The sequence below is a fragment of the Aggregatibacter kilianii genome (genome assembly GCF_003129965.1).
Taxonomy (GTDB): domain Bacteria; phylum Pseudomonadota; class Gammaproteobacteria; order Enterobacterales; family Pasteurellaceae; genus Aggregatibacter; species Aggregatibacter kilianii_A.
In genome coordinates, this window is record NZ_NRCJ01000003.1 from 124556 (window position 1) to 146065 (window position 21510).

The 21510-nt window shown below is 45.4% G+C and carries 18 protein-coding genes, 2 tRNA genes and 1 pseudogene; 9 read left to right on the top strand and 12 right to left on the bottom strand.

The features are described 5' to 3' along the window. Nucleotides 1–36 precede the first annotated feature (36 nt). The gene (gene trhP / locus DK430_RS03145; RefSeq protein WP_109077666.1) at nt 37–1425 is read right to left on the bottom strand and encodes a prephenate-dependent tRNA uridine(34) hydroxylase TrhP; all 1389 of its coding nucleotides are present in this window, start codon (nt 1423–1425) and stop codon (nt 37–39) included. Between the two features lie 173 nt (nt 1426–1598). Next, on the bottom strand, nt 1599–2660 hold the full coding sequence (yedE, locus tag DK430_RS03150; RefSeq protein ID WP_109077667.1) for a YedE family putative selenium transporter: 1062 nt from the start codon (nt 2658–2660) through the stop codon (nt 1599–1601). 341 nt (nt 2661–3001) lie between these two features. Here yedE and DK430_RS03155 point away from each other — a divergent pair, with 341 nt between their 5' ends. After that, complete coding sequence (locus DK430_RS03155; RefSeq protein WP_109077668.1) at nt 3002–3340, top strand: cupin domain-containing protein; 339 nt, start codon at nt 3002–3004, stop codon at nt 3338–3340. A gap of 65 nt (nt 3341–3405) precedes the next feature. Here the strand turns inward: DK430_RS03155 and DK430_RS13330 are convergent. The 4 genes and pseudogenes from DK430_RS13330 to dnaQ all read right to left on the bottom strand — a co-directional run. Beyond that, a pseudogene (locus DK430_RS13330) lies at nt 3406–3486 on the bottom strand (type II toxin-antitoxin system mRNA interferase toxin, RelE/StbE family); the annotation flags it as partial. A gap of 97 nt (nt 3487–3583) precedes the next feature. After that, a tRNA-Asp gene (locus DK430_RS03165) sits at nt 3584–3660 on the bottom strand. A gap of 23 nt (nt 3661–3683) precedes the next feature. After that, nucleotides 3684–3760: transfer RNA gene (locus DK430_RS03170), tRNA-Asp, on the bottom strand. Nucleotides 3761–3853: 93 nt separating this feature from the next. Continuing rightward, complete coding sequence (gene dnaQ, locus DK430_RS03175) at nt 3854–4615, bottom strand: DNA polymerase III subunit epsilon (protein ID WP_109077669.1); 762 nt, start codon at nt 4613–4615, stop codon at nt 3854–3856. Between the two features lie 67 nt (nt 4616–4682). Between dnaQ and rnhA the strand changes: the two genes are divergently transcribed. Further along, on the top strand, nt 4683–5150 hold the full coding sequence (gene rnhA / locus DK430_RS03180) for a ribonuclease HI (protein ID WP_109077670.1): 468 nt from the start codon (nt 4683–4685) through the stop codon (nt 5148–5150). A gap of 85 nt (nt 5151–5235) precedes the next feature. Here the strand turns inward: rnhA and aroA are convergent, their stop codons facing one another. The 3 genes from aroA to serC form a co-directional block, all read right to left on the bottom strand. Then, nucleotides 5236–6567, bottom strand: a complete 1332-nt coding sequence (gene aroA, locus DK430_RS03185; protein ID WP_109077671.1) for a 3-phosphoshikimate 1-carboxyvinyltransferase — start codon at nt 6565–6567, stop codon at nt 5236–5238. A 10-nt stretch (nt 6568–6577) separates the two neighbouring features. Continuing rightward, on the bottom strand, nt 6578–7675 hold the full coding sequence (gene hisC / locus DK430_RS03190) for a histidinol-phosphate transaminase (RefSeq protein WP_109077672.1): 1098 nt from the start codon (nt 7673–7675) through the stop codon (nt 6578–6580). A gap of 227 nt (nt 7676–7902) precedes the next feature. Next, complete coding sequence (gene serC / locus DK430_RS03195; protein WP_109077673.1) at nt 7903–8985, bottom strand: 3-phosphoserine/phosphohydroxythreonine transaminase; 1083 nt, start codon at nt 8983–8985, stop codon at nt 7903–7905. A gap of 189 nt (nt 8986–9174) precedes the next feature. Between serC and DK430_RS03200 the strand changes: the two genes are divergently transcribed. Next, a complete protein-coding gene (locus DK430_RS03200; protein WP_109077674.1) occupies nt 9175–9510 on the top strand; it encodes a DUF496 family protein in 336 nt (111 codons plus the stop codon). Between the two features lie 154 nt (nt 9511–9664). Here DK430_RS03200 and DK430_RS03205 read toward each other — a convergent pair whose 3' ends face one another. The 3 genes from DK430_RS03205 to DK430_RS03215 all read right to left on the bottom strand — a co-directional run bounded on the left by DK430_RS03205 (nt 9665) and on the right by DK430_RS03215 (nt 12703). Beyond that, nucleotides 9665–10339: a 3-keto-L-gulonate-6-phosphate decarboxylase UlaD gene (locus tag DK430_RS03205; protein WP_109077675.1), complete on the bottom strand. Its 675-nt coding sequence runs from the start codon at nt 10337–10339 to the stop codon at nt 9665–9667. A 73-nt stretch (nt 10340–10412) separates the two neighbouring features. Further along, nucleotides 10413–10874 (bottom strand): PTS sugar transporter subunit IIA, encoded by a 462-nt coding sequence (locus DK430_RS03210; protein ID WP_109077676.1) that lies wholly within the window; start codon nt 10872–10874, stop codon nt 10413–10415. Nucleotides 10875–10930: 56 nt separating this feature from the next. Beyond that, on the bottom strand, nt 10931–12703 hold the full coding sequence (locus DK430_RS03215; protein ID WP_109077677.1) for a PTS ascorbate-specific subunit IIBC: 1773 nt from the start codon (nt 12701–12703) through the stop codon (nt 10931–10933). A 396-nt stretch (nt 12704–13099) separates the two neighbouring features. Between DK430_RS03215 and ulaG the strand changes: the two genes are divergently transcribed. The 6 genes from ulaG to DK430_RS03245 all read left to right on the top strand — a co-directional run bounded on the left by ulaG (nt 13100) and on the right by DK430_RS03245 (nt 21507). Then, the gene (ulaG, locus tag DK430_RS03220) at nt 13100–14191 is read left to right on the top strand and encodes an L-ascorbate 6-phosphate lactonase (protein ID WP_109077678.1); all 1092 of its coding nucleotides are present in this window, start codon (nt 13100–13102) and stop codon (nt 14189–14191) included. Nucleotides 14192–14281: 90 nt separating this feature from the next. Next, complete coding sequence (gene ulaR / locus DK430_RS03225) at nt 14282–15031, top strand: HTH-type transcriptional regulator UlaR (RefSeq protein ID WP_109077679.1); 750 nt, start codon at nt 14282–14284, stop codon at nt 15029–15031. Between the two features lie 40 nt (nt 15032–15071). Continuing rightward, complete coding sequence (locus DK430_RS03230) at nt 15072–15932, top strand: L-ribulose-5-phosphate 3-epimerase (protein ID WP_109077680.1); 861 nt, start codon at nt 15072–15074, stop codon at nt 15930–15932. Continuing rightward, the gene (gene araD, locus DK430_RS03235) at nt 15926–16621 is read left to right on the top strand and encodes an L-ribulose-5-phosphate 4-epimerase (protein ID WP_109077681.1); all 696 of its coding nucleotides are present in this window, start codon (nt 15926–15928) and stop codon (nt 16619–16621) included. Before DK430_RS03230 ends, araD begins: the two co-directional genes overlap by 7 nt. Nucleotides 16622–17013: 392 nt before the next feature. Further along, the gene (locus tag DK430_RS03240; RefSeq protein ID WP_204352507.1) at nt 17014–18897 is read left to right on the top strand and encodes a site-specific DNA-methyltransferase; all 1884 of its coding nucleotides are present in this window, start codon (nt 17014–17016) and stop codon (nt 18895–18897) included. A 9-nt stretch (nt 18898–18906) separates the two neighbouring features. Continuing rightward, nucleotides 18907–21507: a restriction endonuclease gene (locus tag DK430_RS03245; RefSeq protein ID WP_109077683.1), complete on the top strand. Its 2601-nt coding sequence runs from the start codon at nt 18907–18909 to the stop codon at nt 21505–21507. Nucleotides 21508–21510: the final 3 nt, after the last annotated feature.

A 21510-nucleotide genomic window follows, 5' to 3' on the forward strand; every position in this document is an offset into this window, starting at 1 on the left:
CCTAAATTAAGATTGCAACATTTATTTAACAAAAAATTAACTTTTCTTTTCGTGCGGGTTGCGGGTGTTGGTGTTGACCAGGTTTCGCATGAGCAATGCGTAGTCCAAGTGAATGTCTTGCGGCACGTCTAAGAAGACAAAATGTCCGTCGCCTAATGCGGCATCCACTTCGGCGTTTTTACGATTGAGCATTTTGTTGATTTTAAACACCACGTTGCCTTGTGGTGTCATCATTTCCACTTCGTCGCCGAGCAGGAATTTATTTTTCACGGCAACTTCCGCCATGCCCTGTTCGTTGCGTTTGCCGGTGAATTCACCGACAAATTGCTGACGGTCGGAAATGGAGTAGCCGTAGTCATAATTTTGGTATTCGTCATGCGTGTGACGACGCAGGAAGCCTTCGGTGTAGCCACGATGCGCCAAAGATTCCAGCGTGTCCATCAGGCTTTCGTCGAACGGTTTGCCGGCGGCGGCATCATCGATGGCTTTGCGATAAACTTGGGCGGTGCGGGCGCAATAGTAGAAAGATTTGGTACGACCTTCGATTTTTAAGGAATGCACGCCAAGTGCGGTGAGTTTTTCCACATGTTGTACGGCGCGCAAATCTTTCGAATTCATGAAATAGGTGCCGTGTTCGTCTTCAAAGGCGGTCATTTGTTCGTCCGGATTTTGCGCTTCGGTGTAAAGGAAGACTTTGTCGGTGACGGCGCCTTCGCCCAAGGTCGGCGCAACATTTTTCACTTCAATTTGTTGGCTTGGGTCGATTTTCGGCACGATGTTGCCGACGTCGTCCAATTTGCCTTCTTCCATGTTGTATTCCCATCGGCAGGCGTTGGTGCAGGTGCCTTGGTTCGGATCCCGTTTGTTGATGTAGCCGGAGAGCAGGCAACGACCGGAATATGCCATGCAAAGGGCGCCGTGCACGAAAATTTCCAGTTCAATGTCCGGCACTTGTTGGCGGATTTCGGCAATTTCATCGAGGGAAAGCTCGCGCGACAAAATCACGCGGGTCAAGCCCATTTGCTTCCAGAATTTCACTGTTGCCCAGTTCACCGCGTTGGCTTGTACGGAAAGGTGAATATCAATGTCGGGGAAGTGCTCGCGCACCAGCATAATCAAGCCCGGATCGGACATGATCAGCGCGTCCGGGTTCATGTCGATCACCGGTTGTAAATCTTTAATAAAGGTTTTTAGTTTGGAATTGTGCGGGGCAATGTTCACGACCACATAGAATTTTTTGCCAAGGGCGTGGGCTTCATCAATGCCGATTTTTAAATTCGCGTGATTGAATTCGTTATTGCGCACGCGCAGGCTGTAACGAGGTTGACCGGCATAGACTGCGTCCGCACCGTAAGCAAAGGCGTAACGCATATTTTTTAAGGAGCCGGCAGGGGAAAGTAGTTCGGGTTTAAATTGGGTTGTCATAAAAGTCTCTAGGTCTGATCTCAAGTCAGGAATTTGCCCAAGGCAAATCGTAAAGACGGCTATTTTAGGCGGATTTTGGCTTTTGTAAAGCAAAAGTGCGGTGCTTTTTGGCGGTGTTTTTAACGAAGCAAAACGCCCGCGTCATCGGCGGGCGTGAGGTGGTGCATAAAAGACTAAATCTTGGATTTATTGGTCAAGCCGATATACAGGCAAACGACAAAGCCGATCACTAAAACATAGGGCGTAGATTGTGTCACGCCTACCGGGGAAGCGGCAAGGGCAAAATTATGCGCAGCAGCTGCACCTAATAACATACCCAAAACAAAAAGCGCTGCGTCATTGTTGCCTTCGCCGATGTTCACCAATTGCTTGCCCGGACAGCCTCCGCCGAGGGAGAAGCAAAGCCCGCAGAGTGCCATCGCCAGGAAATTCCAAACATATTGATTGTGGGCGATGGGTTGTTTTTCAAATCCCACATGGAATTGTCCGAGCAGGCTGTTGGTGAGGGCGGCGAATACGATTAATGCAATGACGCCGTTTAATAAGTGTGCATCACGGAACAGCACAAAATTACGAAATGCGCCGATGGTGCAAAAACGGGATTTTTGCATGAGCACGCCAAGTAATAACCCGCCGCCAAGAGACAGCCAAAGGGTGGCGTGTTGTGCTCCGGGGCCTTTTTCGGAAAAGTACACAGGCAGGTTTTCACCGAATTTAAATTGCGTCAAAAGCAACACCAATAAAATCAGGCTGAATATCGGACCGATTAAGCCTGAAGATGTGCTTTGTTCGGCAGATTTGCCTAAGGAAAAGCCTCGGTTTGCGAAAAAAATGCCGCCCATGACACCAGCGAATAAGCCGACGATGCCGGCAATTGCGGTTAAATCACCACCGCCTAAGCGTAAATAAGCACGCCACGGGCAACCCAAGAAAATAAGTGCGCCAATCATGGCAAAGAAGCCCAAGCTAATGCGCGCTAAAGGCGCCGATCCACCGCGCGGACGGAATTCTTTGGAAAGATATGCGCTGATTAATGCGCCCAACACCAAGCCGATAAGTTCAGGGCGGAGATATTGGACGGGGGCGGCGCGATGTAAGCCTAGTGCGCCGGCAGTGTCACGCAAGAAACAGGCTGCGCAAAAGCCCATATTGCCGGGATTGCCATCGTAGGTTAGAAGTGGAGCAACGATACCAAGTGCAGCACCTGCAACCACAGGCCAAGTTAAGATTTTCATAATAAGACCCTTGTGATATCTGATGTTAAATTGAATGGTGTTTTTAATTTCTTAAAAACGTTTTCATTGTAAAAAGACGATGAACATAAGGGAAGTTTCTTATGATGATATTGTGAGCGGGATCAAGGATTTATTTTTGTCTGAAAAAACGACCGCACTTTTGATGAGGATGGGCGGCGTTTTCGCTTAAAGTGCGGTAGATTTTTACGGTGTTTTTTGATGTAGGCTAATAAATATTCAGATGATAATGAATTGCATTTGGTGTGGGGTTATAATCATCTTGTCGTTCGTTTCTCAGACGGGCGTGCATTTTCATTTGACGACGTAAAAGGAGTAAAAATATGTTAAAAAACATTGAAAAAGCCACTGTGCTTAAACTTAACGATCTTTTGGCATATCAAGACGGACAAGTCATCAGCAAGACATTCTCACAAAACCCGGCGGTAGGGTTGACTATGTTTTGCTTACCGAAAGGCGAAGAAATCAGCGCCCATAAATCCCGTGGCGATGCGTTGGTTACTATGCTGGAAGGTAAAGCCCGAATTACTATCGACACCACCGACTATGAAGTCAACGCCGGCGAAAGCATCGTCCTCCCGGCAGACATTCCCCATGCATTATATGCGCTGGAGAATTTTAAAATGTTTTTGACTGTGGTGTTCCCGAAAGAGGGGAGATAGGGTGAAGGTGGAAGGGCACTTGAGAAAGTGCCTTTTTATTATTGAGCTTGTCTGAATTCTGCGTTTTAGTAAACATCTAATCTATCTCGCTTGCCCACGGATAAAACAAAAATATAAATTTGGTTATCATTGACCTCATAAACTAAATAAATGATAGAGAATATTTAATAGAAAACCCAAAACCTTTGTTACCTAGAAATAATAAAGACAAATAAGATAGGAAATTTGGACACTCTAGAAAATTGGCGGAACGGACGGGACTCGAACCCGCGACCCCCTGCGTGACAGGCAGGTATTCTAACCAGCTGAACTACCGCTCCGAATTAGAATAGATAAAAAGAATTGGCGGAATGGACGGGACTCGAACCCGCGACCCCCTGCGTGACAGGCAGGTATTCTAACCAGCTGAACTACCACTCCGCACAGGTGAGGTGCATAATAATGGCGGCGGGGCATTCCGTCAACTTTTTTTTTCTCTTTTGGGGTTACTTGTTTAATCGGTGAACGATTTTATTATTGCAAGGTTTTTTCCTGAGATTGACGGTCCCACAGGCAATTATCCTTGCTTTTTTTGTTGATCAATTTGAGGTATTCCAAGTGCGCTTGCAGCTCTTCTTCCGTGGGTGTAAGCAGACGTAAATTGTGGGAAAAAGCAACCGCACTTTGCACTTGCTGCTCGTTGACGTGCTGAACAATTTCCGGTTCGTTTTCGTCAAACAGGCTGGTTTGTCCGCCCGTCATGGCAAGGTACACGTCCGCCAGAATCTCCGCATCCAGTAACGCGCCGTGCAGGGTGCGTTTACTGTTATCAATGCCTAAACGACTGCATAACGCATCCAAGTTGTTTTTCTTGCCGGGATACATTTGACGCGCCATAGTCAGCGTGTCGGTGACTAGGCAAATATCATTGGTCTTAATCGGCAGATTCAGTTTGGCAAATTCATAATCCATGAAACCCACATCGAAGGGCGCGTTGTGAATAAGCAACTCGGCGCCCTTGATGTATTCGATAAATTCATTGGCGACCTGGCTAAAATCCGGTTTATCCGCCAGCATTTCGTCGGTGATGCCGTGCACCTTGATCGCCTCGGGATCCACCGGGCGATTCGGTTTAATATAAATGTGAAAATTATTGCCGGTGTAACGGCGGTTGATCATTTCCACCGCACCGATTTCAATAATGCAATGGCCTTCATAATGGGCGCCCAACTGGTTCATACCGGTAGTTTCCGTATCCAGTACAATTTGGCGATTCGGGTTAATTTGAATACTCATAACTTAGCTTTTTATCCGCAAAAATTTCGGGTATTATCGCCGCATTTGAAATAAATTAGTAGTCAATATGCGCAAACAAATCGAAATTTTTACCGACGGCTCCTGCCTTGGCAACCCCGGCGCGGGCGGCATCGGCATTTTGTTACGTTATAAACAACATGAAAAACGGCTGTCCAAAGGCTTCTTTTTAACCACCAATAACCGCATGGAATTGTTAGCGGTGGTGGAGGCGTTAAACAGCCTGAAAGAGCCTTGCGACATTCATTTATACAGCGACAGCCAATACATGAAAAACGGTATCACCCAATGGATTTTCAACTGGAAGAAAAACAATTGGAAGGCGAGCAGCGGCAAACCGGTGAAAAATCAGGATTTATGGATAGCGTTAGATCAAGCCATAGCCCGCCACAAGGTAGATTGGCGCTGGGTGAAAGGGCATGCGGGGCATTGTGAAAATGAAATTTGCGATCAGTTGGCAAAGCAGGGCGCGGAAAACCCCACGTTAAATGATGAAGGGTATCGGTCGGAGGCGTAAATTCTCTTGGAAAAAAGACCGCACTTTATGTGATACAGCATAAAGTGCGGTCTTTTTTTTTCGGCGTTTTTGAGTTGCTTCCTGATTAATTTGCTTCGCTCGACGGCTGTTGTGCGATGGCTAAAAATTCCTTGAAAAAAGTCGGGAAAGTTTTTGCCGTGCAGTTCGGATCCAAAATCGTCACCGGCGTGTCGGAAAGCGCGATGAGCGCAAAGCACATCGCCATGCGGTGATCGTTGTAAGTTTCGATTTCCGCCGCTTTAAAATCCGTGAGTTTTAACGGTTGAATGCGGATAAAATCCTCGCCTTCTTCCACCTCTGCGCCCACTTTGCGCAGTTCTGTCGCCATGGCGGTTAAGCGATCCGTTTCTTTCACGCGCCAGTTGTAAATGTTACGAATGACGCTTTCGCCCTCGGCAAATAATGCGGTAGTGGCGATGGTCATGGCGGCGTCGGGAATGTGATTCATGTCCATATCCACGCCGTGCAACGGGGCGTGTTCCACCTGGATGAAATCCTCACCCCACGTGATTTTAGCCCCCATTTTTTCCAATACATCGGCAAATAAACGGTCGCCTTGAATGCTGTTTTTGCCGATGCCTGTCACTTTGACCTTGCCTTTAATGGCGCCCGCTGCCAAGAAATAAGATGCAGAGGAAGCGTCGCCTTCCACCAAAAACGAACCCGGGGATTGATAGGCTTGTTTGCCTTTTACGACGAAGCGTTGGTAGTTCCGGTTCTCCACGCTCACGCCGAAGATTTTCATCATGCCGAGGGTGATGTCGATATAAGGTTTGGAGACCAGTTCGCCGATAATTTCAATTTCGCTGTCGCCTTCCGCCAGCGGTGCCGCCATTAAAAGTGCGGTCAAAAATTGCGATGAAATGGAACCGTCGATTTTAATCGTGCCGCCACGTAAGCCTGTGTTACGAATGGCAATGGGCGGATAACCTTCGTTTTCCAAATAACGAATGTCCGCGCCTGCTTGTAGCAATGCATCGACCAAATGACGAATCGGGCGTTCTTTCATACGCGGTTCGCCGGTTAAAATCACTTCATTTTGTGCCGAAACGCCTTCACGCGCCAAGCAAAGCGCCGCCGTGAGCGGACGCATTGCCGTGCCGGCATTGCCCAAAAATAACGCCAAACCGTCGTGCCACTGAAACGCGCCGCCCAAGCCTTGTACTTCACAGACGGATTTATCGTCGGACAAAGTATATTGTACGCCGAGCTGTTTTAAGGCGTTGAGCATATGGCGGATGTCGTCACTGTCCAGTAGATTAGTGACTTTCGTCGTGCCGTGCGCCAATGCCGCTAATAATAAGGCGCGGTTGGAAAGGCTTTTCGAGCCGGGCAAATTGATCGTACCCTCAACGCGGGCAATGGGGTTGAGCGTAATGGAAATTGCTTGTTGCATAAATCGTCCGTTATAAGCCTAAAATTTCGCTAAGTGCGGTTAAAAAACGCTGATTTTCTTCCGGCAAACCGATGCTGATACGCAGATGATTCGGCAAGCCGTAACCGGCAAGTGGGCGCACAATCACGCCTTTGCGTAGCAATGCCTGATAAATCGGCGCGGCAGGTTGTTGCAAATCCAGCATCACGAAATTGCCTTTGGACGGCACATAGCGCAAGCCTTTTTCATCAAAGAAGTTCTGCAACAATTGCAAGCCGATTCGGTTATTTTCGGCGACTTTCGCTACAAATTCGTCATCTTGAATCGCTGCGGTCGCGGCAGCAAGCGCCAGGCTATTGCAGTTAAACGGCTGGCGTACGCGATTTAGTAGCCCCGCGATTTCTACCGAGGACGCAGCATAACCGATACGCAAACCGGCTAATCCGTAGGCTTTGGAAAGGGTGCGGCACACGATAAGATTCGGGTATTTTGCCAATAAGCCGAAAGAATCCACACGCTCGCTTGGATCGGTAAATTCCACATAGGCTTCGTCCAACGCTACAATCACCTGCGGTGGCACTTGGGCTAAAAAGTCTGAAATTTCTACCGCACTTGAGAAGCTGCCTGTCGGGTTGTTCGGGTTGGCGATGTAAATCAATTTGGTTTTTGGTGTAATGGCTTTCAGAAATGCCTGCAAATCATTGCCGTAATTTTTCGCCGGAATTTCTACACGCTTGGCGTTCAAGGCTTGGCTGATTAACGGATAAACGATAAAGCCGTATTGGGAATAAATCACTTCGTCCTGCTCGGAAGCAAAGGTGTGGGCGATGAGTTCGATCAAATCGTTGGAACCGTTGCCGAGGGTGATTTGCTCCGGCTGTAAACCGAATTTTTCGGAAACCGCCTGTTTGAAATAAAATCCGTTGGAATCGGGGTAAAGATTGAGGCTGTTTAATTGCGCTTCAATGGCTTTTTTGGCACTTGGCGGCAAGCCGAAAGGGTTTTCGTTGGAGGCAAGTTTGATGATGTTTTCGATGCTTAATTCCCGTTCCAATTCTTCAATGGGTTTGCCCGCTTGATAAGGCAACAGTGTTTTGACGCCTTCATTGGCGCGATCAAGATATTGCATGGTTGCTCCGAGTGAGTGATAGAGGAAAAGTGCGGTGGAAAATTTGGGTGTTTTTTACATCTTCCCCTCGCCCGTTTACGGGAGAGGGTGGAGAAAATCCATAGGATTTTCGGAGGGAGAGGGGAGTTGGTTTGCCCTCTCTCTGACAAAAATTGCGCAATGCAATTTTTGTCGTCTCTCTCCCGCAAGCGGGCGAGAGGAATTATTTCACCGCACTTTTATGATACTTACGTGTTTTCTTCCGCGAATTTTTTCATAAAGGCAATCAACGCTTGCACGCCTTCAATCGGCATCGCGTTATAGATAGAGGCGCGCATACCGCCCAACACTTTGTGACCTTTTAACGCTTGCAAGCCTGCAGCGGTGGCTTCGGCGACGAATTTTGCATTCAGTTCGTCATTGTCGGTGGTGAAGGTCACATTCATTAAAGAGCGGTTGGCTTTTGCCACGTTATTGCAATAGAAATCGCTGCCGTCTAAATAATCGTAAAGCAATTTGGCTTTGGCGAGGTTGCGTTGTTCGATTTCCGGTAAGCCGCCGATGGACAATAAATGTTTGAATACCAAAGCGCACAAATACCACGCAAAAGTCGGCGGGGTGTTGATCATGGAATCGCTGTTTTTCTGGATTTCATAATTCCAAATGGACGGTGTGGCTTTGCGCGCGTGACCGATTAAATCATCGCGTACGATAACGATAGTGATGCCCGCCGGACCGAGATTTTTTTGTGCGCCGGCATAGATTAAACCGAATTTGCTGACATCTACTTTGCGGGAAAGAATGGTAGAGGAGAAGTCTCCCACTAACACGCCGTTGCCCACGTTCGGCACGTCAAAAATTTCCACGCCGCTGATGGTTTCGTTCGGGCAGTAGTGAACGTAATCGTATTGTTCGGCAATGTCGCTGAAATCGAGGGATTTTACTTTGAGTTCATCGCCCGGTTCTAAAATGTTGATTTCATCAATTTCGCCGAAAGAACGGGCTTCTTTGGCGGCGGTGGCAGACCAGTGACCGCTGTTTAAATATAAGGCTTTGCCGTTTTCACGTAATAAATTCATTGGAATTGCCGCGAACTGGCCGCGCGCGCCGCCTTGTAAAAACAGCACTTGATAATTGTCGGGAATATTATAGAGCTTGCGAAAATCCGCTTGGGATTGGGTGATTAATTCCATGAACAATTTGCCGCGGTGGCTTACTTCCATCACGGAGGTGCCTTGCCCTTGCCAGTTCAGTAATTCTTGTTGCGCTTGTTCTAACACCGCGGTGGGCATCATCGCCGGACCGGCGCTGAAATTAAATACGTTCGCCATATAATTATTTCCTTAAAATAAATAAAAAGAGAACTACGTTTTATCACCTCGCTGTTTTCTAATCAATGTTTTTTACGCAAATTTTAGGAATTTCTCCATCTTGCCGAAAAAAGCGCGAATTCTTTGACGAAATAGCGAAAAAAGGCTACATTATCGCCATTCATTTTTTTATAACAAGGGAGCAAATCGATGGACAATGTGAATAAATCTTTTCAGGATGTTTTGGAGTATGTGCGTATGTATCGTTTAAAAAATAAACTCTTGCGCGATATGGAAGATAACAACCGTAAAATTCGCGATAACCAAAAACGCGTATTGTTGCTGGATAACTTAAACCAATATATGCGTGACGACATGACAGTGAAAGATGTGCGTGCGATTATCGAAAATATGCGTGATGACTATGAAAACCGCGTAGACGACTACATTATCCGCAACGCCGAATTGTCCAAACAACGTCGCGAAATCAATAGCAAAATGAAAAATCAAACCAAATCCCACAACGAATCCGCAAAGAAAGCATAAGCGGAGTTCCATGAAAATAACGGCGACCTTCTCAGTCGCCGTTTTGTTTTTTTTTAAAACGCCGCCATTCGGCACGGTAGAAAAACACCCTATAAAACGACCGCACTTTGATCGTGAAAATCAAAGTGCGGTCTGTTTTTACGGTATTTTTTAATTACCAGTATTGATTAATTTCGGCGCGAATCGCTTCGGCGGTGGCTTTGCCGTTTTCGCCGACTAATGCGCGACCGGCGATGAAGGCTTTGGCGTTTTTAATGTCTTTAAACAGATGAATGTCTTTTGGCACGATGCCGCCGGTAATGGAAAGTTGAAGTCCTAAAGCGGAGAGTTGTTTCATCAGTTCTACGTCTTCCGGTGTCCAACCTTTGCCGGCAAGTTCGGCGTCGCGAGAGCGGTGATAAATGGCTTGCGTTACGCCTAAATCAACCCAATCTTTGGCGTCGTCCAATGTCCAGTTGCCATAAATTTCAATTTGGATTTCTTTTTTCACTCTGAGGTTCGGATGCTCCGCGTTGAATTCATCGGCGACTTTTTTACAGGCGGCTTTGGTTGCCGGGTGGGCGGCTGCGGAGACGGTGAGCCAGTCGGCACCCGCTTCAAAAGCCATTTTTGCCAAAATAGCGCCGCCGTCGGTGGTTTTTAAGTCACATACGATAATGTGATCCGGATGTAATGCGCGCAGGGTGGAGACCGCTTTCATGCCCTCGGCGCAGGCAAGAATCGTGCCTACCTCAATGATTTCTACAAGGCTTTCTGCTTGTTTGGCATCGGCAACGGCTTTTTCTAAACTGAGTGAATCCAGGGCGATTTGAAGTAATGGTTTGCTCATTTTTGCTTCCTCTTTTGATATTCGTTGATAAAAGTGCGGTGATTTTTAAAGATGTTTTTTGGCTTGAATGGGATTAACTATTCAGCGCTGCGTCAATTACCGCCAGAACTTCTTCTGTGGTGTTGCAATCCAGGAATTTTTGGATATTCACGCCGTCGTCGCTATCGGGATCGTCGAAGATTTGGGTGATTTCCATAATGCCTTCCATGTGGGAGTTGGAGTCGCTGCCGGCGAGGGTGAGTAACACAGAAATGGATTCGCCGTTGAGATCCACCGGTGCGGTTAAGGTGGTTAAGCCGAATGCGGTTTTTATCACGCCTTCTTCCGGACGTGCGTGAGGCATGGCAAGCCCCGGTGCCAGTACGATGTAAGGCCCGAGTTTTTTGATGTTATCGACAATGTGGTCATAATAACGCGGCTCGATGGCACCGGAGGCGACTAAGAGATCCGTTCCGATTTTAATGGCTTCTTCCCAAGTTGATGCGGTTTGATTAAGTTTGATGGAATTATTTTCAATAAGGGATTCTTTTAACATAGCGTTACTCCTTTTAAGTAGGACTTCTCCTGTGTGCAGGAGAAGTCGGTAGGTGATTAGGCGGAATGATGTTTATTAATTAATTCGACCAATTCATCGCCGAAAGAGTTCGGGTTAAGCATATTTTGTACACCAAGTACGGCTTTGCCTTCGCCCACTTCGATTTCGCCGGCTAAGTGTTTGGAAGCGACGATGATGTCCACTTCATTTAATTTGCCTTTGTAGTCTGTCACGGCGCAGGAATCCATAATATTCGGAATGCCGCGTTTGTCCAGGTAACCTTTGATCTTCATTTTCATCATCATGGAGGAGCCTTGACCGGAGCCGCATACGGCTAAGATGCGAATCGGGCGATCGCCACTTTGTTCCACGGTTTGCGCTTGGCTTTGCATTTCAGTGACCGGTTCGTCATCTAAATTGTAGCCGTCCATTTGTTCCAAGGTTTTGCCTGCGGCAGCGGCTGCGGCTTCGTCAGCACGTAATTTTTTAGAGGCGAAGAACATGTAAACCAAGGATAAGGCGACGATAACAAAGAAGAAGAACGGAACGCTGACGATCCCCTGTAAGACCGGCGGGAATAACAACGCCCAGTCAGCCATACCCATCCAGCCGTTGAAAGTCGTGCCTTGGCTGGCTAAGAGTTGAATGACCCAAGCGGAACCTAATACTTCAACGATACCCATCACGAAACAGATTTTCATGACCGCTTTCCAACCGCCGAAATGGTTGGCGAACACACCGATGGTGGCATTAGAGAAGAACATCGGGATAAAGCCCGGGATGATGAGAATCGGTGCGCTGAAGCCGAGCAGAATACCTACCGCCACGAATTGACCGATAGCACCCCACATGAAACCGAATACCATGGCGTTCGGCGAGAAGGCATAAATCGCTGCACAGTCGATAGCGAGTACTGCATTCGGAATGACGCGTTCGGAAATCCCTTTAAAGGCTTCGGAAAGTTCTGCAACGAACATCCGCACACCCATAACGATGATTTGAATTGCTACGGCGAATTTCAAACCGGTTTCTAAAATGTAAATAGACCAGTGGGTTTTGCCTGCCATGGTTTGCAGATTATCCAAGCCGAAGGAAAGCAAAATAATGCCGAAGAACACGGACATCACAATGGCGGTGGCGGAAATACTGTCGTGGAAAATGTGTAACCATTTCGGTAAATCCATGTGATCCACGTTGTCGTTTTTGTCACCCAGTTTCGGTGCGACTTTGGTGGCGATCCATGAGGCTACCTGTTGTTGGTGCCCGATGGAGAACCCTGCACCGCCGGTCACGGATTGGGTGGCTTTATACATAATATTGGATGAAATCCCCCAATAGAGCGCCATGATCACGGCAGTATAGATGACGGTTTCCCACATAGAGGCGCCGATAATCATATAGAACACCGCAACCAAGCCCGCTTGTTGGAACATGATGTGACCGGTCAACATGATGGTACGGATACCGGTAAAACGTCTGAATACCACTAATAAAATGTTCAATGCTAACGCCAGTAATACGGCATAACCGACCCAGCCGTAGTTATCACCCATGGTTTGGATGGTTGCCTGCATACTGGTGTACGGGTCAATGACCGCACCGGTTAAGTTATGGAATTTTGCCAGATTTTCGATAATCGGTTTAAAACCGGCAACCAAGGTCGCCGCACCCACTTGTACCAACATGAAGCCGACGATGGTTTTAATCGTCCCTTTAATGATGGTTGCCGTGTCTTTTCTTAACAGAATATAACCGATACAGGCTACGATACCGAGCAGTAACGGTGCTTTAGAGAGGATCTGTTCGTTGATCCACATGAAGATTTCCATAGTGATATTCTCCTAATGGGATTGATATGAAGCCGGGAGAACCCTGCTAATCATTTATACACCGATGAGGCGGGATAAATGCGATCTGCTAAATAATAACGATTCCCAATGCATTATGGAAGATTATTTTTGATAAAATGTGAGTGTCGTCACGATTTTTAATCATGAATAATCGTTGGGTGATTATTTTAAGGTGCATTTATATGAGAGAGATTATGCAGTTATAGAATGCTTATGCAATGCTGGTTTATGCTGTATCTAGTGGTCCGATAAGTTGTTCGCCTATTTTCTCAAAAATTTTTTGAAAAAAAGATTCCCTTTTTCTTTATGATTGTTTATGATTGTAAATGATTAGATGTATTCCTCCCCTGAAACTTAAATATAAGGAGTTAGCATATGGCTAAAGTTAATGAAATTACCCGTGAAAGTTGGATTCTTTCTACTTTCCCTGAGTGGGGCACTTGGTTGAATGAAGAGATTGAAAACGAAGTGGTGCCTGAAGGCAATTTTGCCATGTGGTGGTTAGGTTGTGTCGGCGTGTGGATCAAAACCCCTGCCGGCGCCAATATTTGTATGGATTTATGGTGCAGTCGTGGTAAAAGCACCAAAAAAGTAAAAGACATGGTGCGCGGTCACCAAATGGCAAACATGGCGGGCGTGCGCAAACTGCAACCGAACCTGCGCGCACAGCCGATGGTGTTGGATCCGTTTGCCATTAACGAAGTAGATTTCATTTTAGCTTCTCACTACCACAGCGACCACATTGACGTTAATGTGGCGGCGGCGATTGTGAATAATCCTAAATTAGATCATGTAAAATTCGTTGGTCCGTGGCATTGTGCCGAATTATGGAAAAAATGGGGCGTGCCGGAAGAACGCATTATCGTAGTGAAACCGGGTGATGTGGTGAAACTGAAAGACGTTGAAATTCACGCCTTAGATTCTTTTGACCGCACTTGCTTGGTGACTTTGCCTGTGGAAGGCGCGGAAGCACAAGGCGGCGAATTGAAAGGTCTTTGCCCGTCTGATGAAGAAATGGGACGCAAAGCGGTAAACTATGTGTTCAAAACCCCGGGCGGCAACATTTATCACGGTGCGGATTCCCACTATTCCATTCAGTTTGCCAAACATGGTAAAGAATTTGACATTGATGTGGCATTAAATAACTACGGTGAAAACCCGGTCGGTATCGCCGATAAAATGACTTCAATTGATTTACTTCGTATGGCAGAATGTTTGCGCACCAATGTCATCATTCCTGTTCACCACGACATTTGGACGAACTTTATGGCAAGCACGCAGGAAATCATTGATTTATGGCGTATGCGTAAAGATCGCCTGCAATATAAATTCCATCCGTTTATCTGGGAAGTCGGTGGTAAATATGTTTATCCGCGTGATAAAGATTTGATTGAATATCATCATCCGCGCGGTTTTGATGATTGCTTCGAGCAGGAACCGAACATCCAGTTTAAATCTATGCTTTAAGTCATATAACACATTGCCGTCGCTTTTTAGCGGCGGTAATGTTTAGCGAGTTCATTAGGTTATGGATGCAGAGAAGAAAAAGGAAACATAATGAACGAAAGTTATCGTCATAATCAAATATTAGATTTATTGAAAGAACGAAGTCTTCTTTCTACTAACGAAATTATCGAAACCTTTAATATTTCGCCGGCAACCGCACGTCGTGATATTAACAAATTGAACGAACAGGGTTTGCTCAAAAAAGTGCGCAACGGCGCCGAATATCTCGCCCTTAACGGCAAAAAATATGCGCAAACCCATGTTGTGAATAATGCCGAAGAAAAACAACGCATTGCCGAAGCCGCCGCCAAATTGTGTGAAAACGGGCAAAGTATGGTGCTTACTTGCGGAACCACTATGCAAATGCTGGCGGATAGCCTGTGCGGACGCAACGTACAAATCATTACCAATTATTTGCCGCTTGCTAATTTTTTAATCGAACACAACCACGACGATGTGGTGATCATGGGCGGTCAATACAATAAAAATAAAGCAGTAACCTTATCCCTGAATTCCACGAATGAACCCGCCTATGCCGCCAACATTATGTTTACCAGCGGCAAAGGCATGACCACAGACGGTTTATATAAAACCGACATGATTATCGCTAATTCGGAACAGCATATTTTATCAAAAGTCAGCAAATTGGTGGCGTTGGTGGACAGTTCCAAACTGGGGCGCGAAGTCGGGATGTTATTTAGTGAACTGAAAGATATTGATTTATTGGTGACGGGAAAAGAAGCCGATCCCCAAATTATTCGGGAATTACGGGAACACGGATTAGAAGTCATTCTCGCCTGATGACAGATTGATTGCTGACACATAAGTAGAGGAGCGTATTGTGAGAAAACATAAACTGGGGATTTACGAAAAAGCCCTGCCGAAAAACATCAGCTGGCAGGATCGTCTGTCCATCGCCAAAGCGTGCGGTTTTGATTTCGTCGAGATTTCTATTGATGAAAGCGATGAACGCCTCGCACGTTTGGACTGGAGCGAAAAAGAGCGCATTCAGTTGGTGAAAGCCATCATTAAAACCGGCGTCACCATTCCTTCCATGTGCCTTTCCGGACATCGCCGTTTCCCGTTCGGTAGCCGTGACGAAGCCACCCGCGCACGCGCCTATGAAATCATGGAAAAAGCCATTAAGTTAGCCGTGGATTTAGGCATTCGCACCATTCAGCTGGCAGGCTATGACGTCTATTACGAAGAACAGGACGAAGGCACCATTCAACGCTTCCAAGAAGGCTTGCAATGGGCGGTGGAGTTGGCGGCAAGCAATCAAGTAACGCTTGCAGTGGAAATTATGGACACCCAATTTATGAGTTCCATCAGCCGTTGGAAAAAATGGGATGACATTATCAAATCCCCGTGGTTCACCGTGTATCCTGACCTCGGCAATTTAAGCGCGTGGAACGACAACGTCGCAGAGGAATTAACACTGGGTATCGATAAAATCTCCGCCATCCATTTGAAAGACACTTACAAAGTCACCGAAACTTGCAAAGGGCAATTCCGCGACGTACCGTTCGGCGACGGTTGCGTGGATTTTGCCGCCTGTTTCAAAACCTTGGCGGAATTGAATTACCGTGGTGCATTCTTAATTGAAATGTGGACGGAAAAAGCGGAAGAGCCGATTGCGGAAATTATTAACGCCCGCCATTGGATTGAACAAAAAATGAAAGAAGGGGGTTTCCAATGTTAGAAGAATTGAAAGAAAAAGTACTCAAAGCCAATCTCGCGTTGCCAAAATACCATTTGGTGACCTTCACCTGGGGCAACGTGTCCGCCATTGACCGCGAGAAAAATCTGGTGGTGATTAAACCGTCCGGCGTGGAATATGACGTGATGACGGCGGAAGACATGGTGGTGGTGGATTTATTCACCGGCAAAGTGGTGGAAGGAAGCAAAAAACCGTCCTCCGACACCCCGACCCACTTGGAATTATACCGCGAGTTCCCGACCATCGGCGGCATCGTGCACACCCATTCCCGCCACGCCACCATTTGGTCACAAGCGGGCGAAGACTTAATCGCTGCCGGCACCACCCACGCCGACTATTTCTACGGCTCCATCCCTTGCACCCGCAAAATGACCCCGGCAGAAATTCAAGGCGAATACGAACTGGAAACCGGCAAAGTGATCGTGGAAACCTTCCGTAAACGCGGCATCGACCCGAAAGACGTGCCCGCCGTGTTAGTCCATTCCCACGGCCCATTCGCCTGGGGCACCGATGCCGACAACGCCGTGCATAACGCCGTCGTGCTGGAAGAAATCGGCTACATGAACCTCTTTAGCCGCCAACTCCGCCCGAACCTACAATCCATGCAACAAGAATTACTGGATAAACATTATCTGCGTAAGCATGGTAAAAATGCGTATTACGGGCAGTAATTTCAGACGTTAAAATTCATTTTAAAAACAGACCGCACTTTTGTAGGAGACGTCAACGCCTCAAAAGTGCGGTCATTTTTTTCGGTGTTTTTTAGGCTTCGGCAGGGGAGAAAATATCATCAATTTCCTTGACAGCGGATTTATTAATTTCAAAAATACTCAACCTATCGTTTGACAACCACTTAAGGAACACTACAATGCCTGAAGCACAGCACAGCACAGCACAGCACAGCACAGCACAGCACAGCACAGCACAGCACTTGGATAACCTATCCATCAAATTAACGCAACTAAAATCGTTTCTTCCTGAAATTTTTTGCGAAGAGCAAATTGATTTCCAAAAATTCCAACAACTTTTTTCCCATCACATCACCTCCGAGCCCGAACGTTATATGCTGAACTGGGCAGGTAAATCGGAAGCTTATCGCGTCTTGCAGGAACAAACCCACAAAACCCTTACGCCGCAACCTTTGGAAAGCGTCAATTTTGATGCCAGCCAAAATATTTTTATTGAGGGCGAAAATTTGGATGTGTTGAAAGTCTTGCAAAAATCCTATTTCAACAGCATCAAAATGATTTATATCGATCCACCGTATAACACGGGCAATGATTTTGTTTATAACGATAATTTCAGACAGGATCTTAAGGATTATCAGGAACAAAGCGGTGAATTGGATGAGGAAGGCAAACTCAAACTGGCGTTTAAGAAAAACAATAAAGAAAACGGACATTTCCACAGCAAATGGCTGAATATGATGTTGCCCCGTTTGCACTTGGCAAAAAATTTGCTGAAAGAGGACGGCGTGATTTTTATTTCCATTGATGACAATGAACAGGCGCAGTTGAAGTTGTTATGCGATGAGGTGTTTGGGGAGGAGAATTTTGTTAATTCCATTGCTATCAATATGAAAAATATTGCAGGAGCTTCAGGTGGTGGAGAGGATAAAAGATTAAAGAAAAATGTAGAAATTCTCCTAGTTTATGTAAAGTCATATGAAAATTTTAAGGGATTTAAAAATGTTTATGAATACATAGAAATTAGTGATTTAGTTGAGGAGTATAAAAAAATCGGTAAAAGTTGGAAATATACTAGTGTATTAGTAGATGATGGAAAAGCTAATTATGTTTGTTCTACTGTTGATGGAGATGGTAATGAAATTAAAATTTATTCAAGAGAAAATTACGAAATAAAATCAGTTTCAGAGTTATCTAAATTAGAAAATTTACCAGAAACAGAAGTTTATAAAAAATATGCTTCTAAAATTTTTCAGACAGCAATGCCACAGAGTTCTATAAGACCTAGAGTTATGAGAGCTATATCAGAACTAGGAATTAAGAGTGAGCTATTTTCTATTAAATATGTTCCTAGAAGCGGAAAAAATAAAGGAATTGTTTATGAACAATTTTATAAGGGAGATAGCTTCAGATTATTTGCTTGGTTAAGAGATGTTTCGGAAGAAATTAACGGTGTTTTATATAAAAAAGAAATGCAAGGAACTTACTGGGATTTTGTTTCAGAAACTAAAAATTTGACAAAAGAAGGAAATATACCATTCCCAAATGGCAAGAAACCTGTTGCATTATTAAAACGTTTGTTAGAAATGCAAGACGATAAAGATTGTTTAATTTTAGATTTCTTTTGTGGTAGCGGAACAACTGCTCATTCTGTGATGGCTCTTAATTCTCAGGATCAGGGCAAGCGTAAGTATATTTGTGTTCAATTAATGGAGTGTTTAGATCCAAATGATAAAGATCAAAAATCAGCTTATGAATTATGTAAAGAATTAGGTAAGCCTACAAACATCGCCGAAATCTCCAAAGAACGCATCCGCCGTGCCGGCAAACAGATTGCCGAAAATCATCCTGATAAACAACTGGATACCGGTTTTAAAGTGTTCAAACTGACCGACAGCCACTTTAAACAATGGCAATCGCCGTCGGCAGAAAATTTAGCGCAACAAATCGAATTATTTGTAGATCCCCTGCGGAAAGAGGCAACGCCTGACGCTATGCTTTATGAAATACTATTGCGCTTGGGCTTGAAATTAACGGCAAAAGTGCGGTCGGAAAATCAGGTGTTTTGGGTGAGTGATGAAAACGGGCAGCAGTTTGCCTTGTTGCTTGAAACCCTGAATGCGGATTTGTTGGATCAGGTGATTGCCGCCCAGCCGAAAAAAGTGGTGACGCTGGATTTGCTGTTTCACGGCAATGATGCCTTAAAGAAAAATGCCGAGTTGCAAATGAATGACGCGGGCATTGCCTTCTTTGTGCTTTAAGGAGGCGAAATGGAACTTCAATTTGAAACCTTGGATTACCAAACGCGCGCCATTCAAGCTGCGGTGGATTTGTTCATCGGGCAACCTAATCAGCAAACGGAATTCGGTTTAACGGCGCAAAATGATATGCGTTTCGTGGCGAATTTGTCGTTGCAAATTAGCGAGGAGCAGCTGCAAGAAAACTTGGATGCGCAACAAAATAACCTGAATACTTACCGCACTTTGGTTCATGAGCAGGGTAGGCATTTCACCGTAGAAATGGAAACCGGCACGGGGAAAACCTATGTCTATTTGCGCACGATTTTCGAATTGCATCGTCAATATGGCTGGCAGAAGTTTGTGATTGTGGTGCCGAGCGTCCCCATTCGTGAAGGGGTATTGCATACGTTGGAAACGACGCGTAATCACTTCGCCACCTTGTTTGATAACCCGAGCGTGAACCCGAAATATGAGTATAAAAGCAATCAACTTTCCCGCTTAAAAGCTTTCGCCACCGGCAATCATATTGAAATTTTGGTGATGAACATTGATGCCTTTGCTAAGGAAAGCAATGTGATTAATACGCCGAATGAAAGCGGGGATGCGCCCATTCGTTATATTCAAAACGTCAATCCCATTGTGATTATTGATGAACCGCAAAATATGGAAACGGACATTCGCCGTGATGCCATTGCCGGCCTCAATCCCTTGTTTACGCTGCGCTATTCGGCGACCCACAAAAACGCGTATAACCCAATTTTTCGTCTCAACCCCGTACAGGCGTATGAATTAGGTTTGGTAAAACAAATCGAAGTGGACAGCATATTGGCGGATAACGACGTGAACGGCGCTTATGTGGCGTTAAAAGAAATTAACGCCGGTGCGAAAAGCTGGTCGGCAAAAGTGGAAATCTTGGTGAATGATAAGTCGATGAAAAAGAAAGTCGTCACCGTTAAGCCAAATCAAGACTTATTTGATCTTTCCAAACAAAATGAGGTTTATCGCACCGGTTATATTTTGGAAGCAATGAACGTGGATGAACAATGGATTCAGTTTTCCGGCGGGTTAAAGGTCACGAAAGGCGTTGATAATTCGCTATTGAAAGATGACATTCAAAAAATGCAAATTCGTCGCACCATCGAGGAACACTTGCGTAAAGAAAAACGTTTAAACCCCTTAGGCATTAAAGTGTTGTCGCTATTTTTTATTGATAAAGTGGATAACTACCGCAACGACGGTAAATTTTATCAATGGTTTGAAGAAATTTATCGCCAATTAACCGATGAAGATCCTGCGGGTGTGCATGAAGGCTATTTCTCTAAAGATAAAAAAGGCGTATTGAAAGATACCAACGGCACAACGCAGGCGGACAATGACACCTATCATTTGATTATGCGGGATAAAGAAACCTTGTTGTCGTTGGATAAACCGTTGCGTTTTATTTTCTCTCATTCTGCTTTGCGTGAAGGCTGGGATAATCCGAATGTGTTCCAAATTTGTACATTAAATGACACTCATTCGAACATGAAAAAACGGCAAGAAATCGGACGCGGGTTGCGCCTGCCGGTGAACCAATCGGGCGTAAGAAGCCATGAGCGGGATAAAAATATCCTGACGGTGATTGCCAATGAAAGCTATGAGGAATTTGCAACCAAATTACAGCGGGAAATCGAAGAAGATTGCGGTGTGTCCTTTGATAAAGGGCAAATCAAAAATAAACAAGACCGAAAATATGTACGTTATCGCAAAGATTTTAGCCAACACCCGGAATTTTCCGCCATTTGGGAGCGTATTAAACATCAAACGACTTATCGGGTCAGTTTTTCACAGGATGAACTGGTTCAAAGTGCGGTCAAAAATGTGGTTAAAATGCCGCGCATTGATGAAGTGAAAATTCGACATGAAAAGGTTGCCTTTGCGATTAATGAAAAAGGCGTAACGCCGGAATATCGTTCTTCAGGTCAGGCAAAAGCGCAAACGCACTGGGATATTCCCGATGTGTTGGGCGAATTACAGAAGAAAACCGGGCTAACGCGCCAAACCCTTTGTCGCATTTTGCAGCAATCGGGGCGTTTAAGTGAGATTTACCACAATCCACAACGGTTTATTGATCTGGTTGCGGAAAAAATCAATGAGGCGTTAAGCCACATTATGGCGGACGGCGTGGAATATCACCGCATTGCAGGCAGAACGTATGAAATGACCTTATTTAAGGATTTTGAGTTTTATCTGAATCAATACAGTTTTGCCGTCACCAATCAAGCCAAAACCATTTATGAAGGCTATATCGCACTGGATTCCAACACCGAAAATACCTTTGCGCATCATTGTGAAAGCAGTGAAAACGTCGAGTTTTATTTTAAACTGCCGAAAAATTTTAAAATACCCACGCCGTTGGGCAACTACAATCCCGACTGGGCGGTAGTATTTAAAGGACAGAATAAGGTTTACTTTGTGGCGGAAACCAAAAACACCGGCAAGGGCATTCAGCGCGGCGTCGATGAAAATAAACTAGATCCTTCGGAACAAATGAAAATCGCGTATGCCAGAAAGAATTTTGAACACTTGCATAACGATTACGATGATCTGGAATATCGCGTGGTAGAAAAAGTGGAAGAACTGGCGATTTAGTTT